The sequence below is a fragment of the Enterococcus sp. AZ035 genome (assembly GCF_050548325.1).
GTDB classification, from domain to species: Bacteria; Bacillota; Bacilli; order Lactobacillales; family Enterococcaceae; genus Enterococcus; species Enterococcus faecalis.
Genome location: NZ_CP172958.1, coordinates 1,844,358 through 1,863,853, shown reverse-complemented (window position 1 = coordinate 1,863,853; position 19,496 = coordinate 1,844,358). Strand labels below are relative to the sequence as shown.

General features: G+C 37.1%; 17 protein-coding genes and 1 riboswitch. Of the genes, 14 read left to right on the top strand and 3 right to left on the bottom strand.

The annotated features are described in order from the left end of the window. The first annotated feature begins 7 nt into the window (after window positions 1-7). Entirely contained in the window at window positions 8-1,360 is a 1,353-nt protein-coding gene (asnS, locus tag IGL32_RS08950; protein WP_002376912.1) for an asparagine--tRNA ligase, read from the top strand. A gap of 46 nt (window positions 1,361-1,406) precedes the next feature. Here the strand turns inward: asnS and IGL32_RS08945 are convergent, their stop codons facing one another. Beyond that, window positions 1,407-2,366: a Gfo/Idh/MocA family protein gene (locus tag IGL32_RS08945; protein ID WP_033624708.1), complete on the bottom strand. Its 960-nt coding sequence runs from the start codon at window positions 2,364-2,366 to the stop codon at window positions 1,407-1,409. A 166-nt stretch (window positions 2,367-2,532) separates the two neighbouring features. Here IGL32_RS08945 and IGL32_RS08940 point away from each other — a divergent pair, with 166 nt between their 5' ends. From IGL32_RS08940 to clpB, 10 genes are all read left to right on the top strand, one after another. After that, window positions 2,533-3,057, top strand: coding sequence for a hypothetical protein (locus IGL32_RS08940; protein ID WP_002382789.1), 525 nt, complete (start codon window positions 2,533-2,535; stop codon window positions 3,055-3,057). A 59-nt stretch (window positions 3,058-3,116) separates the two neighbouring features. Next, window positions 3,117-3,296, top strand: a complete 180-nt coding sequence (locus IGL32_RS08935; protein ID WP_033623963.1) for a hypothetical protein — start codon at window positions 3,117-3,119, stop codon at window positions 3,294-3,296. Window positions 3,297-3,395: 99 nt separating this feature from the next. Beyond that, window positions 3,396-4,037, top strand: coding sequence for a glycoside hydrolase family 73 protein (locus tag IGL32_RS08930; protein WP_010712655.1), 642 nt, complete (start codon window positions 3,396-3,398; stop codon window positions 4,035-4,037). A 19-nt stretch (window positions 4,038-4,056) separates the two neighbouring features. Next, a complete protein-coding gene (locus IGL32_RS08925; RefSeq protein ID WP_002356802.1) occupies window positions 4,057-4,743 on the top strand; it encodes a hydrolase in 687 nt (228 codons plus the stop codon). Between the two features lie 147 nt (window positions 4,744-4,890). Continuing rightward, window positions 4,891-4,988: riboswitch (purine riboswitch) on the top strand. A 154-nt stretch (window positions 4,989-5,142) separates the two neighbouring features. Next, complete coding sequence (locus IGL32_RS08920) at window positions 5,143-5,724, top strand: xanthine phosphoribosyltransferase (protein WP_002356804.1); 582 nt, start codon at window positions 5,143-5,145, stop codon at window positions 5,722-5,724. Window positions 5,725-5,726: 2 nt separating this feature from the next. Next, window positions 5,727-7,046 carry a nucleobase:cation symporter-2 family protein gene (locus tag IGL32_RS08915; RefSeq protein WP_010712654.1) on the top strand — a complete coding sequence of 440 codons (1,320 nt, stop codon included), beginning with the start codon at window positions 5,727-5,729 and terminating at the stop codon, window positions 7,044-7,046. Window positions 7,047-7,373: 327 nt separating this feature from the next. Further along, window positions 7,374-8,489 carry a 5-(carboxyamino)imidazole ribonucleotide synthase gene (gene purK / locus IGL32_RS08910; protein ID WP_010713224.1) on the top strand — a complete coding sequence of 372 codons (1,116 nt, stop codon included), beginning with the start codon at window positions 7,374-7,376 and terminating at the stop codon, window positions 8,487-8,489. Window positions 8,490-8,531: 42 nt separating this feature from the next. Further along, window positions 8,532-9,827 (top strand): adenylosuccinate lyase, encoded by a 1,296-nt coding sequence (gene purB, locus IGL32_RS08905; RefSeq protein WP_002356808.1) that lies wholly within the window; start codon window positions 8,532-8,534, stop codon window positions 9,825-9,827. Window positions 9,828-10,010: 183 nt separating this feature from the next. Next, entirely contained in the window at window positions 10,011-10,382 is a 372-nt protein-coding gene (locus tag IGL32_RS08900) for a DoxX family protein (protein ID WP_002359784.1), read from the top strand. A 269-nt stretch (window positions 10,383-10,651) separates the two neighbouring features. Next, window positions 10,652-13,258: an ATP-dependent chaperone ClpB gene (clpB, locus tag IGL32_RS08895; protein ID WP_002362158.1), complete on the top strand. Its 2,607-nt coding sequence runs from the start codon at window positions 10,652-10,654 to the stop codon at window positions 13,256-13,258. Window positions 13,259-13,293: 35 nt separating this feature from the next. Here the strand turns inward: clpB and IGL32_RS08890 are convergent, their stop codons facing one another. Both IGL32_RS08890 and IGL32_RS08885 read right to left on the bottom strand, forming a co-directional pair. Then, window positions 13,294-13,773 (bottom strand): nucleoside 2-deoxyribosyltransferase, encoded by a 480-nt coding sequence (locus tag IGL32_RS08890; protein WP_002362885.1) that lies wholly within the window; start codon window positions 13,771-13,773, stop codon window positions 13,294-13,296. Window positions 13,774-13,796: 23 nt separating this feature from the next. After that, window positions 13,797-15,017, bottom strand: a complete 1,221-nt coding sequence (locus IGL32_RS08885; protein ID WP_002356813.1) for a GNAT family N-acetyltransferase — start codon at window positions 15,015-15,017, stop codon at window positions 13,797-13,799. A 246-nt stretch (window positions 15,018-15,263) separates the two neighbouring features. Between IGL32_RS08885 and lepA the strand changes: the two genes are divergently transcribed. From lepA to iolC, 3 genes are all read left to right on the top strand, one after another. Continuing rightward, complete coding sequence (lepA, locus tag IGL32_RS08880; RefSeq protein WP_002362155.1) at window positions 15,264-17,099, top strand: translation elongation factor 4; 1,836 nt, start codon at window positions 15,264-15,266, stop codon at window positions 17,097-17,099. A 185-nt stretch (window positions 17,100-17,284) separates the two neighbouring features. Further along, complete coding sequence (locus IGL32_RS08875; RefSeq protein WP_002385780.1) at window positions 17,285-18,301, top strand: LacI family DNA-binding transcriptional regulator; 1,017 nt, start codon at window positions 17,285-17,287, stop codon at window positions 18,299-18,301. 156 nt (window positions 18,302-18,457) lie between these two features. Next, window positions 18,458-19,492 (top strand): 5-dehydro-2-deoxygluconokinase, encoded by a 1,035-nt coding sequence (gene iolC, locus IGL32_RS08870; RefSeq protein WP_010717673.1) that lies wholly within the window; start codon window positions 18,458-18,460, stop codon window positions 19,490-19,492. The last annotated feature ends 4 nt before the right edge of the window (window positions 19,493-19,496 follow it).

The following is a 19,496-nucleotide window of genomic DNA, read 5'->3' as shown; positions in this document are numbered from 1 at the left end:
CTAAGAAATGAACGGAGAGACAAACGTGGAACAAATTCAAATTATTGATTCAAACAAACATGTTGGAGAAACAGTAAAAATTGGCGCTTGGATTGCTAACAAACGCTCAAGCGGAAAAATTGCCTTTTTACAATTACGTGACGGGACAGCCTTTTTCCAAGGTGTCGTGTTCAAACCAAACTTCATTGAAGCTTTTGGTGAAGAAGCTGGTACAGAAAAATTCCAAGAAATTAAACATTTATCACAAGAAACAGCAGTCATGGTTACTGGTGTTATCAAAGAAGATAGCCGTTCTAAATTCGGCTATGAAATGGATATCACTGATTTAGAAGTCGTTGGCGCTTCAGAAGATTACCCAATCACGCCGAAAGAACACGGCACAGATTTCTTAATGGATCATCGTCATTTATGGTTACGTTCAAGCAAACAACATGCAATCATGTTAGTTCGTAACGAAATTATTCGTGCTACTTACGAGTTCTTTAACGAACAAGGATTCATTAAAATTGATAGCCCAATTTTAACAGGCTCAGCACCAGAAGGCACAACAGAATTATTTGAAACAGATTACTTCGGACAACCAGCATTCTTATCACAAACAGGTCAATTATATGCAGAAGCTGGTGCGATGGCATTTGGAAAAGTCTTTACTTTTGGACCAACCTTCCGTGCGGAAAAATCCAAAACTCGTCGTCACTTAACGGAATTCTGGATGATTGAACCAGAAATGGCATACACAACTCATGAAGAATCACTAGATATTCAAGAAGCCTACGTAAAACATTTAATTAAATCAGTATTGAAAAATCAACAATATCCATTGGATGTTTTAGAACGTGATACAGCGTTACTGGAAAAATATGTTTCGGAACCATTCAAACGTATTACTTACGATGATGCGATTGAGTTATTACAAAAAGAAGAAGCAAACAATGATTATGATCACATTGAATGGGGCGAAGACTTTGGTAGCCCACATGAAACCTTTATTTCAAATTACTATGGCGTTCCAACATTCATTTTAAATTATCCAAAAGCAATTAAAGCCTTCTATATGAAACCACATCCAACACGTGAAGATGTTGTAATTTGTGCCGATTTAATTGCGCCAGAAGGTTATGGTGAAATTATCGGTGGTTCAGAGCGTGCAACTGATTATGATTATTTGAAAGAAAAAGTAGCTGAGTTTGGCTTATCTGAAGAAGAATACAGCTGGTATTTAGATTTACGTAAATACGGTTCAGTGCCACATTCTGGCTTCGGATTAGGTTTAGAACGTGCTGTTACGTTCATTACTGGTAATGAACACATTCGTGAAGCGATTCCGTTCCCACGTATGTTAAACCGTATTTATCCATAGAGAACAAATAAAAAAGAGAACTTCAGCAAAAGCCGAAGTTCTTTTTTTAATTCTGCCATAATTTTTGCATCTGGTCCAAAATATCAATGACTTCTGTCGTGAAAAATAAGGAGCGGTTGGGTTGTGTACCTTTGATTGCTTCAACCATATTGTAGATTTCGTAATTCATGGCTTCAGCTGAGTACCCAGAAACGATGGTCTCAACCGTACCGTCGTTGTAGTGAACAATCGCTTCATCTGCGCGTGGATAATCTGTAATGGTAATATAGGCATCTTCAAAAGCAACAATTCCTTGCTTTGGCATTTTTGCTTGGAATGTTAATGAAATAGTAGCCAACTCATTTTCTTTATTCCGAAGCAATGTCACCGATTGTTCATCAACACCAGTAGAGAAGGGAACCATGCTAGAAGCTAAAACGTCTGGCTGTGAGCTGAGAAACCAACGAGCAAACGAAACCGCATAAGTACCAATATCTAACAATGCGCCGCCTGCTAAGTCAGGATTAAAAAAGCGATTTTTAGGATCGGGTTCTTTGTAACTTCCAAATGGTGCTTGAATCATTTTTAACTGACCAAATTTGCCAGCATCCATCAAGCGACGTAATTCGTCGTATAGTGGCATGTTAAAAATAGTCATGGCTTCTGCTAAAATAAGGTCATTTTTTTCTGCAACTGCCAAGGCTTGTTTTAATTCTGCCGCGTTCATCGTAATAGCTTTTTCACACAACACATGTTTTCCAGCCTGGAGCGCTTTTAAAATGTGTTCAGCATGTTGTTTATTTGGCACTGCTATATAGACAACATCGATCGTTTCATCTGCTAGCAATTCTTCATAAGAACCATAGGTTTTAGGGATTGAATAATCAGCGGCAAATTGTTCTGCTTTAGTCAATGTCCGTGAAGCAACAGCTGCAAGTTGGCTAGTTTCTTGTTTAAACGTTGAAGCAAATTCGTGGGCGATCCCACCTAATCCGACGATGCCCCATTGATATAATTTTTTTGTCAAAAGAAGTCCTCCTAATCTATGCAATTTCTTCAAATCTTCTTCATTATTTATTATACTGTAAACAAGAGAAATTAGAAAACAAGGACAATTTTGTAAATATGATAAAATCCAGAGATAAAAAGATGCTTTTTTTAGAGAATTTCAGTAAAATAGAAAATGGAGGCGAATGATTATGCATCAAGTTTATGTAGATATTATTGTTGACGCAATTATTGAACAGTATCAAACAGAAGAAAATTTTTACTCCGCTTATCAAATTCAAGCAGCCGATTGGCAAGCTTGGAAAGAAGGCCAATTTGGTTTGGACAATGAAGTTATGCAAAAAATTAAGAATTTGTTTACAGATTATGAGTGGATGCTGACTCAAAAAATACTCCGCCAAACCATCTTATTTCCGGAAAAACGTAACCTAGCTGTTTCGGAATATAAACGGTTAAAAACAACAATTGCCAAAAAATGGCTGCAATCTGATTTGGGCGTTGTAGAATTAATTCCTAACAATAAACAGGAACAAGAAATTGCTGCTGGTTATATTGATTTGAAAGTGACGCTAGCCTATGGTGAATGGGGTTTTGATGACATTATTACATTCCGATTACCAGCTACGATTCAACGACAATTGGAAGGTTCAAAAGTTGAATTATTAGATTGGGTCAACGAAAATCTGATGGATACTTACGTAGGTGAATAACGAATAGGAAGGATGGTCTTTTGAAATACACAATTGCTGGGATTTTATCTGTGATTATTATGTTTGGTGCGGTAATTTTTGTCTTTTTTGGCAAAAAGCCAGTTGAAGAATCTGTTCACACATCAACTGAAACAACAGTGAAATCATCCACTAAAATTTCTGAAAGTAGTACAGTTTCTTCAACTGCTACCACTGAATCAAGTACTGAAATCACGAGCATAAGCAGTGATGAAAGTTGATAATTTTCTGTGAAAATGATACAATTATTCGGTTATAGTAACAAATGAAATCAATCACGAAAGTGAAAGATAGTGAAACATTTTATCGGAAAATAAAAGATGAAGTGGGGAATTAATGAAGTGAGCAACTATCAGAAAAAAAGAAAAAAGCAGCTGAATTTGCCAAAGTTATTCTTAGGCGTAGTTGTCGTCGGTTTGGCCTTTGTCTTTTCGTTATCTGTCCTTTCTGATTCAGATAAGGGACAAAACGAGTCAGTCAATCGCCAAAATGAAAACATCTCAAAAGAAGAATTTGTTGCTGAAATCACACCGTATGCACGTGAATTACAAGAATCTTACGGGGTATTACCAAGTATTATTATGGGGCAAGCAGTTTTAGAATCAAATTTTGGACAAAGTCAATTAGCATCGAAATATAACAATCTTTTTGGGATTAAAGCATATGGCAATCAACCAAAAGTCAATTTAGAAACAAAAGAGTATGTCAATGAGGTCTGGATTACGATTCAGGGTGATTTTCGAGTTTATGACAATTGGGAAGAATCCATGCGAGATCATACCAAGTTATTTGTTGATGGAGTCGATTGGGATCCAAATTTATATGAAAAAGTCTTGTTAGCCAAAAATTATAAAGAGGCTGCACAAGCGCTTCAAGATGCTGGATACGCAACAGATCCTACATACGCTGATAAGATCATTCATGTAATTGAAGAATACAATTTAAATAAATACGACCGTTAAGCATGGAGGAACGATGACAATGAGCGAAAAGTGGATTCCAGAAATTATGACGCCGCTGAAACAAGATATTGTAAAAATGCCAGAGATTATTCGGCAAGCCAGTGGCATTAAAATTTTTGGCCGTAAAATAAAATCAATTATTTTTACGACAGATATTGCGATTATCCGCAATACGGATGCACAGGCAGTGATTGCTGTATATCCTTTTACACCGCATCCAGCGATTACAAAAGGCATTATTGAAGCAGCGGATATTCCTGTCTTTTCAGGAGTCGGCGGCGGTTTAACGCAAGGCATGCGTTCTGCTTATATGAGTTTATTTGCAGAAGCACAAGGCTCAATGGGTGTCGTTTTGAATGGTCCTACACCAATTGAAACAATTAAAATGGTGGATGAAGCAATCGATATTCCTATTATCAGCACAGTAACTTCTATTCATACGCCAATCGATGAAAAACTTGCGGCTGGCGTGGATATGATTAATATCAGTGCAGGAAAAGACACTGCAGCCACTGTACGCTATTTCCGTGGCAAGTATCCAGAATTACCGATTATTGCAACAGGAGGACCAACTGAATCGAGTATTCATGAAACCATTATCGCCGGAGCGAATGCTATTACATATACGCCCCCTAGTAACGGTGAATTATTCAGCAAAAAAATGAAAAAATATCGTGAACAAGAAAAAGCAACCGATGAAGAATAAAAAAACGCTTTGGCAGGATAGACTGCCAAAGCGTTTTTGGCTATTTAATGTTCGCTTTTACGGAACAATGGAAGAATGAACCAATTATTTGAAAATTCTAATGAAAAAAAGTTGTTAAACCATTGAAAGTTAGAGATTTTTGTACTATCCTAGAGAAACATAGAAGCTTGTATAAGGTCAAAATACGGTTGACCGTCTCTACCCAGCACCGTAAATGCTGGTCTATAAGTGAAGAAGAGCGGATAGCCCTTTTTTGCTTTGGCAAAATGGGCTTTTTTCTTTTGTTAGAACACGAATATAAATAGCACTTTGTTTTATTTCGTTCGTTTTTAACGAACCGTCCTTTCCTCAGGATGAGAACAAAGCATCTATCGAAAAATAAGTAAAGGAGTTCATATTGTGAAGGAATTAGTCGAACGTATTAAAAATGATGGCCGTGTATTAGGTGAAGGTGTTTTAAAAGTAGATAGTTTTATTACGCACCAAGTGGATCCAGAATTGATGGAGGCTATGGGTAATCGTTTTGCTGAGGTTTTCGCAGAAGCAGGCATTACCAAAGTAATTACAATTGAAGCATCAGGAATCGCTCCTGCCTTATACGCAGCGCAAAAATTAGGCGTGCCAATGATCTTCGCTCGTAAGGCAAAAAGTTTAACCATGGATGAAGAGCTTTTAACGGCTTCAGTTTATTCATTTACAAAACAAGTGACAAGTCAAATTTCAATTTCAAGAAAATTTTTATCTGATGCTGATAAAGTGTTGATTATTGATGACTTTTTAGCTAACGGACAAGCTGCCAAAGGATTGGTAGAATTGTGCCAACAGGCTGGTGCAAAGGTTGAAGGAATTGGTATTGTAATTGAAAAATCATTCCAAGATGGTCGTCAGTTATTAGAAGACATGGGCTTAAATGTAGTCTCTTTAGCACGTATTGCTTCATTAAGTGAAGGAACGGTGACGTTTTTAGAGGAGGATGCATAATCTTGGAAACAAAACAATTGAATACACCACAACAGACGGAAACATCAAATGGAAAAGCCGCCGTTTTAGGATTGCAACATTTATTAGCGATGTACGCTGGGGCAGTTGCCGTACCTTTATTAATCGGAACCGGCTTGAATTTTGATTCGCAACAAATGACGTATTTAATTTCAATCGATATTTTTATGTGCGGTGTTGCGACACTTTTACAATTAACGGTGAATAAGTTTTTTGGGATTGGCTTGCCAGTCGTTTTAGGTTGTGCCATTCAAGCAGTTGCGCCTTTAATCATGATTGGTACGAACAAAGGGGTTGGGGCAATTTACGGTTCAATTATTGCTTCGGGCATTTTTGTCGTTCTTATTGCAGGATTTTTCTCAAAAATTAAACGTCTATTTCCGCCTTTAGTCACCGGTACAGTCATTACAGTTATTGGTTTGACCTTAATTCCTGTTGCTGTTGAAAAAATGGGTGGCGGCTTAGCAACGGACAAAAGTTTTGGTGATCCTAAAAACTTGCTCCTCGCATTTGTAACAATTGCCTTAATCATTGTTGTGCAAGTTTGGGGACGTGGCTTTATCAAGTCAATTGCCGTGTTAATCGGCCTAGTCGGCGGCACAATTTTAGCTGCGTTTCTGGGATTAGTGGATTTGTCTCCTGTTAGTCAAGCTACGTGGTTTCATTTTCCACAGCCATTTTATTTTGGCAAACCAACGTTTGATCTTTCTTCTATTGTGTTGATGATTATTATTTCAATTGTTAGTATGGTTGAATCAACAGGTGTTTATTTTGCCTTAGGAGATATTACAGGGAAGAAAATTGGCGAAGATGATTTACGTCGTGGGTATCATGCAGAAGGTTTAGCCGTCATTTTAGGGGGAATTTTTAATACGTTTCCTTATACAGGTTTCTCTCAAAATGTCGGGTTAGTTCAATTATCTGGGATCAAAACACGTCGACCAATTTATTTTTCTGCTTTTTTCTTAATTATTTTAGGCTTATTACCAAAAATTGGTGCGATGGCCCAAATTATCCCAGAGCCAGTTTTAGGCGGCGGAATGCTGGTTATGTTTGGAATGGTGGCTGTCCAAGGAATGCGCATGTTGTCAAAAGTTGACTACTCAAATGACAAAAATTTATTAATTATTGCCATCTCGATTGGCTTTGGTTTAGGCTTTAATATTATGCCGACGCTCTTTAATAAAGTACCAGAAACTGTTAGCATGTTTACTGGTAATGGAATTGTCATGAGCAGCATTACCGCAATTATTTTAAATCTTTTATTCAATGGTTTAAAAGAAACCTCAGAAAGTAACGAATAGTTTCAAAAAAGTATGATAGATAAGGTCAGGTGGCTTTTCTTTCATACTTTTTTGACCTAATCATCGTTTAGAAAAATTTAATGTTTTCATCAATCTGAAGAGAAAAAGAGAAAAAAGCTTGGTTACAAAGAGACGAGTGGTAAGTTACCGCTGTTTTATCCTAAAGTATGTTAATAAATTCTGATGAGAAAACCTAATGGAAACACTGCTGGCACTTGAAGTTGAGCCTTTTTCCTTGTATCATGTAAAAAGAGCACTCTTAAAGGCTAGACTGCGACGAGAAACCGCAGAAGGATTTTAAGGATAAAACTGTGATGGAAAGTTGTGATGAACTTGGATAAACCACTATTACCTGGTCAAGTGATTGGTATCATTGGTGGCGGACATTTAGCAAAAATGATGGCCCTTAGTGCAAGAGAAATGGGGTTTCGAGTGGGTGTGCTAGATCCACAAATTGATTGTCCTGCTGCACAAGTTGCCGATTGGCAATTATTAGGAGCATATAATGATCCTGAAGCGTTAGAGAAATTGGCAAAACGTGCCCAAGTGATTACGTATGAATTTGAACATGCAGATGTTGATGCGTTAACAGCGATTCAACATTTAGCGAATATACCACAAGGAACAGACATTTTAGCGATTACGCAAGATCGCTTAATGGAAAAAAGTTTCTTGGAAGATAATAATATTGTGATTGCACCTTATGCAACGATTGTTAGTCCGACTGATATTCAAGAAGCAATTGATGGCATTGGCTACCCGTGTATCTTGAAGAACACGCGAGGGGAAGGTCGTTATGTACTACATAGTACTTCAGACTTAGCGCCATCCATGAATCTTCTAAGAGAAGGAACCTGTGTCTTGGAAGCTTGGATTCCTTACGAAAAAGAATTATCTGTTCTGATTTCTGGTAATGGTCGTGGCGAATTTGCGACATTTCCAGTTGTGGAAACAATTAAAAAAGAGCGTAAGCTACATGAAACGATTGCGCCAGCCCGAATTGATGACGAAGTCAGTGGCGAGTTGCAACGAATTGCTAAGGTGATTGCTAAAGCAGTTGGTTTAGTCGGCACCCTTTCAATTGAAATGTTTTATACAGAAACAGGCGGGATTTATGTAAATAAAATTTTACCTCGTCCAGAAGATGCAGGGAATTTTTCTATAGATGCTTGTTCTTTTAGCCAATATGATACGCATATTCGTGGTTTATGTAATTGGCCAATGCCAACGATTCAACTGTTGTCTGAAGCGATCACGGTCAATGTACTTGGGAATGAAGCCTATGAAACGATGGACATTATTAATGAACATCCAGATTGGCATTTCCACTATTATGGCCACAGTGAAGCAAAAGCGCAACGAGCGATGGGGCATATTACTATATTAACCAAAGAAATCGATGAAACACTGGAAGAAATTAAAGAAACAAAGATTTGGTCGTAATTATTTTTCAAAAATTGAGGAGTAAAGAGGGGATAAGGTACAATGATTGATCGTTATACAAGACCCGAAATGGGCGCAATTTGGACAGATGAGAACCGCTACAAGGCATGGCTAGAAGTTGAAATTTTGGCGGATGAAGCTTGGGCAGAACTTGGCGAAATTCCTAAAGAAGATGTACAAAAAATCCGAGAAAATGCATCATTTGATGTTGCACGTATTTTAGAAATTGAAGCAGAAACACGTCATGATGTTGTCGCTTTTACTCGTGCCGTTTCAGAAACGCTTGGTGAAGAGCGAAAATGGGTACACTATGGGTTAACCAGCACAGATGTTGTGGATACTGCCTATGGTTATCTATTGAAACAGGCGAATGATATTTTACGGAAAGATTTACAAACATTTACGGAGATTGTCGGAGCCAAAGCCAAAGAGTATAAACATACGGTCATGATGGGAAGAACGCATGGTGTTCATGCAGAACCGACTACATTTGGTTTGAAATTAGCGTTGTGGTATTCTGAAATGAAACGCAACATTGAACGTTTTGAACATGCAGCCAAAGGTGTTGAAGCGGGTAAAATCAGTGGAGCCGTAGGTACCTTTGCCAATATTTCACCATTTGTTGAAGAATATGTTTGCGAACATTTGGGGATCCGTGCTCAAGAGATTTCGACACAAGTTTTACCACGTGATTTACATGCAGAATATGTTTCTGCCATGGCATTAATTGCGACAAGTATTGAAAAATTTGCAACAGAAATTCGTGGTCTACAAAAATCAGAAACGCGTGAAGTAGAAGAATTTTTTGCAAAAGGACAAAAAGGATCTTCGGCAATGCCGCATAAACGGAATCCAATTGGTTCTGAAAATATGACTGGTTTGGCACGTGTGATTCGTGGTCATGTCATTACTGCCTTTGAAAATGTGAGTTTATGGCATGAACGAGATATTTCTCACTCGTCTGCTGAACGGATTATTATTCCCGATACGACGATTTTACTAAATTACATGTTGAATCGTTTTGGTAATATTGTCAAAAACTTAACGGTCTTCCCAGAAAATATGAAACGTAACATGGATGCGACCTATGGACTAATTTATAGCCAACGTGTCTTGTTAAAATTGATTGATCATGGCATGACACGTGAAGAAGCGTATGATCTGGTCCAACCAAAAACAGCTTACGCATGGGATCATCAAACGGCGTTCCGTCCGTTGCTAGATGCGGATGAAAAAATTACATCTGTCTTATCAAAAGAAGAGCTAGATGATGCCTTTGATTACCATTATCATTTAAAAAATGTTGACACGATTTTTGAACGTGTTGGTTTAGGATAAAAAGAAAGCGAGAAGAAGCATGATTCTTCTCGCTTTTCTCTTATAATGTTATAAACTGAAGGATAAAAAAACAAACGTATTGTTAAATACGTTTGTTTTTTTCTATACTTTTTTCGATTTATCCTTTATAATGTAACTTAAATAGTTACATTAACTATTTAATGCAAACAAAGGAGGAGAAGTATGGATAAACAACAGCGAGGCATTCAAGTGATTAGAATTTGGCTAGGGGTGACGATGCTAATTCATGGAGTGATGAAAGTAACGTCATTGGAAGATACTTTAGCGTTTTTTGCTAGTATTGGTTTGCCAAGTCTTTTTGTTTATGGTGTAGCAGCAATTGAATTAATTGGTGGATTATTTATGATTATTGGCTTTTTAATTCCTTTGGTATCAGTAGGATTCATAGCAGTTTTAGTCGGAGCTATTTTTTCTTTTGGTTTGGCAAGTGGTTTTAGTGGTTATGAGTACGAATTATTTTTAGCGATAACCAGTTTGGCTATTTTGGTTAGCTATGCCGATAAAAAGTATCTTACGTTAAAACTTTATTTTTAATAAATCAAAGCAATAAAGAGTTGGTCAAACTAGTTGTGATTGCGAAAAAGCCCTAAAACAGTGATATTTAGTTGTTTTAGGTTTTTTTTATCAAAAAGGTCAAAAAAGGTCAATTAATTTATTGACCTTTACTGACCAATGGGGTATAATAAATTTATAAGGTTTACAAATACCTTAACTTTTGAAGAAATCCATCAAAAGTCGGATAATAATAATTGTAAAGAATGTTAAAATAAAAAAGACAAAATAATAAACGGGAGGGATCGTTTATGAATATTGAAAAAATGACAACCACGCTTCAAGAGGCGATTGCTGAAGCTCAAAAAGTTGCGGTGACACGGCAACATCAAGAAATTGATATCGCACATTTATGGAAAATTTTTCTTCAACCAAACCATTTTGGACGTAATTTTTACACAGATGCTGGTTTAGATGTTGACGCATTTGAACGAGAAGTAGATAACGCGTTAGATGAATATCCAAGTGTGGCGGGCGGTAATGTGCAATATGGTCAAAATTTAAGTCAAAATTTGTTCCATTTATTGCAAGAAGCTGATTCACTTCGAGAAGAATTCCAAGATGAATTTTTATCAACCGAAATTGTACTTTTAGCTTTAATGAAATTGAAAAATTATCGTTTAACAAAATATTTAATGCAACAAGGCATTACGGAAAAAGAGTTAAGAAAAAATATTGAAGAGATGAGAGGAGGAGATCGTGTGACTTCTCAAAACCAGGAAGAACAATATAAAGCACTAGAAAAATACGGTGTTGACTTAGTACAACAAGTAAAAGCAGGAAAACAAGATCCAATCATTGGTCGTGACGAAGAAATTCGTGACGTTATTCGGATTTTATCAAGAAAAACTAAAAATAATCCAGTCTTAATTGGTGAACCAGGTGTTGGTAAAACAGCGATTGTTGAAGGATTAGCACAACGAATCGTTCGTAAAGATGTTCCCGAAAACTTAAAAGATAAAACCATTTTTTCTTTAGATATGGGTGCCTTAATTGCGGGAGCAAAATTCCGTGGCGAATTTGAAGAACGGTTAAAAGCTGTTTTAAAAGAAGTGAAAAAAAGTGATGGCAAAATCATTTTATTCATTGATGAAATTCATAATATCGTCGGAGCTGGTAAAACTGAAGGCAGTATGGACGCCGGGAATTTATTAAAACCGATGCTAGCACGTGGTGAATTGCATTTAATCGGTGCCACAACGCTTGATGAATATCGCCAATATATGGAAAAAGATAAAGCCTTAGAACGTCGTTTCCAAAAAGTATTAGTCAAAGAACCAACAGTAGAAGATACAATTTCTATTTTGCGTGGCTTAAAAGAACGATTTGAAATTCACCACGGCGTGAATATTCATGACAATGCTTTAGTTGCTGCCGCTACTTTATCCGATCGCTATATTACTGATCGTTTCTTACCAGATAAAGCGATTGACTTAGTCGATGAAGCAAGCGCAACGATTCGAGTGGAAATGAATTCGATGCCAACAGAGCTCGATCAAGTAACACGTCGGTTAATGCAACTAGAAATTGAAGAAGCGGCCTTGAAAAAAGAATCAGATGATGCAAGTAAAAAACGGTTAGCCAACTTGCAAGAAGAATTAGCAGATTTGCGTGAAGAAGCCAACTCAATGAAAATGCAATGGGAAACGGAAAAAGAAGAAGTTAATGCGGTTTCCAACAAACGTGCAGAGATTGATAAAGCAAAACACGAATTAGAAGATGCTGAAAATAATTATGATTTAGAACGAGCTGCTGTTTTGCGTCATGGAACAATTCCACAATTAGAACATGAATTGAAAGAATTGGAAGAAAAGAACGCTAAAGATAACGTCAAAATGGTACAAGAATCGGTTACTGAAAACGAAATTGCGCAAGTGGTCGGTCGTTTAACCGGCATTCCTGTGACAAAATTAGTTGAAGGCGAACGAGAAAAATTAATGAAACTGAATGAAACATTACACAAACGTGTGATTGGTCAAGATGAAGCCGTCGATGCTGTTAGTGATGCGGTGATTCGTTCAAGAGCAGGCTTACAAGATCCAAATCGCCCACTCGGTTCGTTCCTTTTCCTAGGACCAACTGGTGTTGGTAAAACAGAACTTGCTAAAGCTTTAGCTGAAGATTTGTTTGATTCTGAAGATCATATGGTACGGATTGACATGAGTGAATACATGGAAAAACATGCCGTGTCTCGTTTGGTTGGTGCCCCTCCAGGCTATATTGGTTATGAAGAAGGTGGCCAGTTAACAGAAGCTGTTCGTCGAAACCCTTATACAATTGTCTTATTAGACGAAATTGAAAAAGCGCACCCAGATGTCTTTAATATCTTATTACAAGTTTTAGATGATGGTCGTTTGACAGATTCTAAAGGTCGGGTCGTTGATTTTAAAAATACGGTTTTAATTATGACAAGTAACATCGGCTCTCAGCTTTTATTGGAAGGTGTGACACCTGAAGGAACAATTCCAGAAGAAGTTGAAAATCAAGTCATGAATATTCTAAAAGGACACTTTAAACCAGAGTTCTTAAACAGAATTGATGATACTATTTTATTTACACCATTAAGCTTGGATAATGTGAAAGGAATCATTGGTAAAATGACCGCACAACTTGCTCATCGTTTAGAGCAACAAGAAATTGTGTTGGAAATCACTGATGAAGCTAAAACATGGATTGCCGAAAATGGGTATGAGCCAGCTTATGGAGCTCGTCCGTTAAAACGTTTCATTACTCGCGAAGTCGAAACACCATTAGCAAAAGAAATTGTTTCTGGACGAGTAATGCCAAAAACAAAAGTCACGATTAGTCTATTAGACAATCAATTAGTTTTTGAAAATGAACCAATAGAAGAAGTATAAAAAAAGAACGAGCGAATTCGCTCGTTCTTTTTTTATTATGACAATCGTTGCTTAATTTCTTCCAACAAATCCTCTTCTGAAGAAACAACCCGACCATTCAATTTAATCAAACCAACTGTATAAAGGTTTAAATAATGGAATTGATTTTCAGCGACTTCGCTCAAAGCGTCAAGCTTTTGGTGATTATCAGCACCTTGTTGGCGGCTGTCTGTGTAAAGGGCAACCACCGGAATTCCTTTGGCATAAGCAACACCAATTTCGGAAGCTACGCCCGCATCAATGGTTGGACCGTCTAATAAAGCAACCAATAAGTCGCTAGCAAGGACGTTTTCTGTATCTGCTAAGGCAATCATTTTACTATCGGCATAAGCAGATTTGTCGTTAATCGCCGCATTTTCTTGTGGTAAATAAAGATCGATTGTTTTATCCAATTGTCGAATTTGTTCGACTAAATAGGCATTATAACGTAAGTCAGCTTGCGAAAATAAAGGTCCTGCAAAATAAATTTTTGTCATTTGTCTGTCTCCAATCCAAGGGTTTAGAAATAATCACTAAAATAAGCTTCTTGGTCAGGAAAAATCCGTTCCAAAGAATTTAAAGTTTCTTTATCTGTATCAATGCGCTCAATTCGATGTAAGTACGAAGGGCGTCGGTAATTCATGACTAAACAAGTTAGTGTTTGAATATCTAAGTGAACGGCGGTGCCTAGAGGTTCATCCGTAATGGTTACTTGATCATTTTCATCCCAAATTAAGCCAAAAATACCATTATTCCACTCAGCAACAGGATCTTTAACGACAAAATGGAAGGGCTTAGCCGTACTTTCAAAAGGAAAATTTTCTAAAAAGGCTTTGACATCAACAATTCGAGCCATATAATAGGGTTCAATGCTTTCTTTAATTTGGCTGTCTTCTAAAAGAAAGGCTAGTGGTTCGTTTTTATAGATATCGCCCTTGACCCAATAAACCATCGAAAAATGCGCAGTAATAAAATTCCACAAGCCATTTCGGGCTTCTTGGTTCAAGTAAAACATTTCCTTAATATGAAATACCTCATCGGCCACCCAATAGAAAAGTACTCCTAAAGGTTCTTGATTGGCACCATAATAGACAGCAGCAGTCCGTTCTTCCTCGTTTTCGAAACGCCAATATTCTTCCCAGTTGAAGGCACTACGAATGAGCGCGCCGTGATTTTGACGAGCGAATCGCGCATAGACATCAAAGACATCTGGGTGATCGACAGCTAACCGTTCAATCATTCCTGGAACAGGAACGGTTTTTGGTAATTGCGTATCCCGAATTTTAAAAGATAACTTGTCGGACATGATTTCCCAACCTTTACGTCGGTAATAAGGAATGTTGTAAGGGAAAAGATAAGAAATCCACTGTTTATCTTGGCGCATTTCTTCTAATGCCGTTTGAATTAAGTCTTTCATTAAACCGTGGTTGGCATATTCAGGATAGGTACCGACACCAGTAACGCCGCCCATTTTATATAAAGCGCCATGGATATTGACTTCGCATGGATAGATAGCAATTTGTGAAATTAATTGATTTTCGTGAAACCAGCCAAATACTTTTGAAAGTTCTAAAATCGGTTGTTTTGATTTGATAAATGCGCGTTTATTTTCAAAACCACTTTCTTCAATATCTGCTTCAGTCACTTGAAAAACATAGGAAAGAAGTTCATTAAATTGATCAATGTGTTCTTCCTCAACAGGCTTTAAGGTCAGTTGCTTTCGAAATTCTTGTTCATCCATTTTTCCATCTCCAATAAATTTACTGTTTTTAGTATACCAAATTTTTCGAAACTCTGTTAGCCTTTCGAAACCAAAAGAATAAAAGGGAAGTGCTTTAAATCTTCTTCAAAAATTGGTATAATGAAAAGTGCTGATTATCCTAGACCTTTAAACATGATAATTTGATAAAAAAGGCAACTAAAATATAACAATTGATTGATGAAGCTAGCAGGGAGCTAGCTTTTCTTAAAAGAAATGAGGCAAAAAATGAACAATAAAGAAATGAAAGCAAGACAAGAGAAAATTCGTAATTTCTCGATCATTGCCCACATTGACCATGGAAAGTCAACTTTAGCCGACCGGATTTTGGAAAAAACAAATACAGTTAGCAGTCGAGAAATGCAAGATCAATTACTTGATTCAATGGATTTAGAGAGAGAACGCGGCATTACCATCAAATTAAACGCAATTGAATTAAACTATACAGCTAAAGATGGTGAAACCTATACTTTCCATTTGATTGACACACCAGGGCATGTCGATTTCACCTATGAAGTTTCTCGTAGCTTGGCAGCTTGTGAAGGGGCTGTTCTAGTTGTTGATGCGGCGCAAGGAATTGAAGCGCAAACGCTAGCAAATGTCTATTTGGCATTGGATAATGACTTAGAAATTTTACCTGTTATTAATAAAATTGATTTACCCGCCGCTGATCCAGAGCGTGTTCGGACAGAGATTGAAGACGTAATTGGAATTGATGCATCGGAAGCTGTTTTAGCAAGTGCAAAAGCAGGGATTGGGATTGAAGATATTTTAGAACAAGTGGTGGAGTATGTACCAGCTCCATCAGGCGATATTGAGGCTCCTTTAAAGGCTTTGATTTTTGACTCTATTTACGATAGTTATCGGGGGGTCGTTTTAAACATCCGTGTAATTGACGGTGTCGTTCGTCCTGGGGATAAAATCCAAATGATGAGTAACGGTAAAACGTTTGATGTAACAGAAGTCGGCGTTTTTTCACCGAAACCAATTGCTCGTGATTATTTAATGGTTGGTGATGTGGGTTATATCACCGCTAGCATTAAAACGGTTCAAGATACACGGGTCGGGGATACAGTGACTTTGGCCGACAATCCAGCAGCAGAAGCACTACCAGGCTACCGCAAAATGAATCCAATGGTTTATTGTGGTTTATATCCAATTGATACGTCGCGCTACAACGATTTACGGGAAGCATTAGAAAAATTACAATTAAATGATGCGGCGTTACAATTTGAACCGGAAACATCGCAAGCTTTAGGGTTTGGTTTCCGTTGTGGTTTCTTAGGTTTGCTGCACATGGATGTTGTTCAGGAACGTTTGGAACGAGAATTTAATTTAGAGTTAATTACAACAGCACCGTCTGTAATCTATCACGTTAATAAAACTGACGGAACAACCGTTGTTGTTGACAACCCAGCTGAATTTCCAGAACCAGTAACGATTGAATCTGTGGAAGAACCTTATGTTAAAGCGCAAATCATGGTGCCAAACGATTATGTAGGAGCAGTAATGGAATTATCACAACGTAAACGTGGCGAATTCATTACAATGGATTACTTAGACGATTATCGTGTAAACGTAGTTTATGAAATTCCGTTATCTGAAATCGTGTTTGACTTTTTCGATAAATTGAAATCAAGTACAAAGGGCTATGCATCCTTAGATTACGAAATGGCTGGCTATCGTACCAGCCGCCTAGTGAAAATGGATATTCTATTAAATGCTGAAAAAGTGGATGCTTTAAGCTTTATTGTTCACCGAGATTTCGCATTTGAGCGTGGTAAAGCGATTGTTGAGAAACTGAAAAAACTAATTCCACGTCAACAGTTTGAAGTCCCAGTTCAAGCGGCGATTGGTCAAAAAATTGTGGCTCGTTCAGATATTAAAGCCTTACGCAAAAACGTACTGGCTAAATGCTATGGTGGCGATGTTTCTCGTAAACGTAAATTGTTAGAGAAACAAAAAGAAGGGAAGAAACGGATGAAACAAATTGGATCCGTGGAAGTTCCTCAAGAAGCCTTTATGGCGGTTCTGAAAATGGATGAAGATGATCAGAAAAAATAACTTATCAAAAAAGTACCTCAGTCTGAGCTGAGGTGCTTTTTTTGAAAATATAAATTAAAGTAAACTACATTTTAAAATAAAACACGCAAAATTGCGTGCTTTTTTATATTGTGATAGAATATACATACGAAAGCTTATAAATAATCAAAATAATTTTGCAAATCAAGTAAATAAGGAGAGAACAAATGGCTGGAACAATAAAAGAAATTGCTGAAAAAGCAGGAGTATCTAGGGGAACTGTGGATCGAGCATTAAATAATCGCGGCCGAATCAATCCTGAGGTTGCTGAAAAAATTAAAACAATAGCGAAAGAAATGAACTATGTTCCGAAGAAAAAAAAGATGGCCAAAGAAGAACCAATCAAATTAGGTGTTGTGACACAATTGGCAAAATCTTCTTTTATGATTCCAATTCGATCAGGTTTACAAGCAGTTATAGGTGATCTAAAAAAAAGAAATATCGATTGCTTTTTAGAGGAAATAGACGGGGTCGATGAAGCGGCGCAGTTACAGGCACTTGAACGCTTGTTAGAACTTGGTGTAAAAGGAATTGCCATCATGCCAGTTGATAGTGTGGCGATTAGGGAAAAAATCAATCAGCTTACGGAACAAGGCATTAAGGTCATCACATTCAATTCGGACATTGTTGGTAGTAAACGTCAATGCTTTGTCGGAATGGATAACTTTAAAAGCGGGAAGACAGCTGCTGGATTATTAGGAATGTTGACAAAAGGAGAGGGAGATGTCCTAGCTATTACTGGATATTTTGGAAATAGTGTGAATAGTTTACGAGTTGCTGGTTTTGTTGAAGAATTGAAACAGTCATTTCCACAATTGAAATTAACAGGTGTTCAAAGCAGTTTTGATTCGAGCGATGAAGTCGAAAAGATTTTAAGTGACACATTAGAGAACTATACTAATTTAAAAGGCGTCGTTGTGTTTTCAGGAGGTCAAGCAGGAATTGCTCGTGTGTTGAAAAAAAGGGCAGGTAAAGACAGACCGTATGTGATTATCTATGATTTAACTGAGAAAAATATCGAGATGCTGAAAAAAAATCAAGTTGATTTTCTAATTGATCAAGATGGTTTTACGCAGGGCTATCGTTCTTTGCTATTATTAGCGAATCAACTACAGAACAATAAAATTATGACAGAAGAGATGTTATTTACAGATATCATTATTAAAACAAAATATAATCTTTAACAGAAGTGTGAAGCTTGCTGTAAAGCAATTCATGCTTCTTTTTTTGCGTTCTTTTAAAATGCACGCAAAAAATGTGCTAATTTAATGTTGCACGCATTTTGAAAGCGTGCTATAATTCGTTTGTAAATAATAGAAGAACGAAGAAGAGGTGGATCTATGAGTTATATTAGCTTTGATCAATCAAAAGAATTTGATCTAGTTCTTTTAGGTAGAGTGGCTATCGATTTTAACCCTGCCTATAATGAGCAAGTTAAAGAAGAATTTAAGCCTTTAAAAAATGTTCATATGTTTGAAAAGTTTGTGGGAGGTTCTCCTGCAAATATTTCCGTGGGTATCACCAAACATGGGATGAAAGCTGGTTTCATTGGGAAAGTATCCGATGACCAGTTCGGAGAATATGTTATTGATTATTTTAATGAGCAAGGCATTGATACTTCTCAGATAAGTAAAGCGCAGCATGGCGAAAAGTTGGGTCTGACTTTTACAGAAATGCTATCGCCTAAAGAAAGTAGTATTTTAATGTATCGGAACCAAGCTGCGGATTTACAACTAAGTGTCGAAGATATCGATGAAGATTATTTGAAACGTTCAAAAGCCTTATTAATTTCAGGGACTGCTTTGGCGGAAAGCCCTTCAAGAGAAGCCGTGTTAAAAGCTGTGATGTTAGCGAAAAAAAACAACGTCAAAATTATTTTTGATATCGACTATCGAGAATATAATTGGAAAAATGTGGATGAAATCGCTATTTATTATTCAATAGTTGCGAAAGAATCAGATATTATTATGGGCTCGAGAGAAGAATTTGATTTAACTGAAAGATTGATTCAACCAAATATGACAGATAATGAAAGCGCTATTTTTTGGCATAATTTTGGCGCTCAAATAGTCGTTATTAAACACGGGATGAAAGGCTCAACAGCTTATACAGCAGATCAACAACAGTTTTCAATTAAACCATTTCCAGTGGAGGCACGCAAGGGATTTGGTGGCGGTGATGGCTATGCAGCTGGATTTTTATATGGTTTATTTGAAGGTTGGGAAATTATCGATTGCTTGGAGTTTGGCTCAGCGGAAGCTTCGATGATGGTCAAAAGTAACAATTGCTCAGATTCTTTACCAACGACGCAAGAAGTAAAAGAGTTCATTAAACTGGAGAAGGAAATATACGGCGAAATGATCGCCAGGATTTAAGGTG

Coding starts and splice junctions, on each gene's coding strand:
- asnS (WP_002376912.1), top strand. CDS start 8: ATGAACGGAGAGACAAACGTGGAACAAATTCAAATTATTGATTCAAAC.
- IGL32_RS08940 (WP_002382789.1), top strand. CDS start 2,533: ATGATTATGCATCAAGTTTATGTAGATATTATTGTTGACGCAATTATT.
- IGL32_RS08935 (WP_033623963.1), top strand. CDS start 3,117: ATGTTTGGTGCGGTAATTTTTGTCTTTTTTGGCAAAAAGCCAGTTGAA.
- IGL32_RS08930 (WP_010712655.1), top strand. CDS start 3,396: ATGAAGTGGGGAATTAATGAAGTGAGCAACTATCAGAAAAAAAGAAAA.
- IGL32_RS08925 (WP_002356802.1), top strand. CDS start 4,057: ATGAGCGAAAAGTGGATTCCAGAAATTATGACGCCGCTGAAACAAGAT.
- purK (WP_010713224.1), top strand. CDS start 7,374: ATGAACTTGGATAAACCACTATTACCTGGTCAAGTGATTGGTATCATT.
- purB (WP_002356808.1), top strand. CDS start 8,532: ATGATTGATCGTTATACAAGACCCGAAATGGGCGCAATTTGGACAGAT.
- IGL32_RS08900 (WP_002359784.1), top strand. CDS start 10,011: ATGGATAAACAACAGCGAGGCATTCAAGTGATTAGAATTTGGCTAGGG.
- clpB (WP_002362158.1), top strand. CDS start 10,652: ATGAATATTGAAAAAATGACAACCACGCTTCAAGAGGCGATTGCTGAA.
- IGL32_RS08890 (WP_002362885.1), bottom strand. CDS start 13,773: ATGACAAAAATTTATTTTGCAGGACCTTTATTTTCGCAAGCTGACTTA.
- IGL32_RS08885 (WP_002356813.1), bottom strand. CDS start 15,017: ATGGATGAACAAGAATTTCGAAAGCAACTGACCTTAAAGCCTGTTGAG.
- lepA (WP_002362155.1), top strand. CDS start 15,264: ATGAACAATAAAGAAATGAAAGCAAGACAAGAGAAAATTCGTAATTTC.
- IGL32_RS08875 (WP_002385780.1), top strand. CDS start 17,285: ATGGCTGGAACAATAAAAGAAATTGCTGAAAAAGCAGGAGTATCTAGG.
- iolC (WP_010717673.1), top strand. CDS start 18,458: ATGAGTTATATTAGCTTTGATCAATCAAAAGAATTTGATCTAGTTCTT.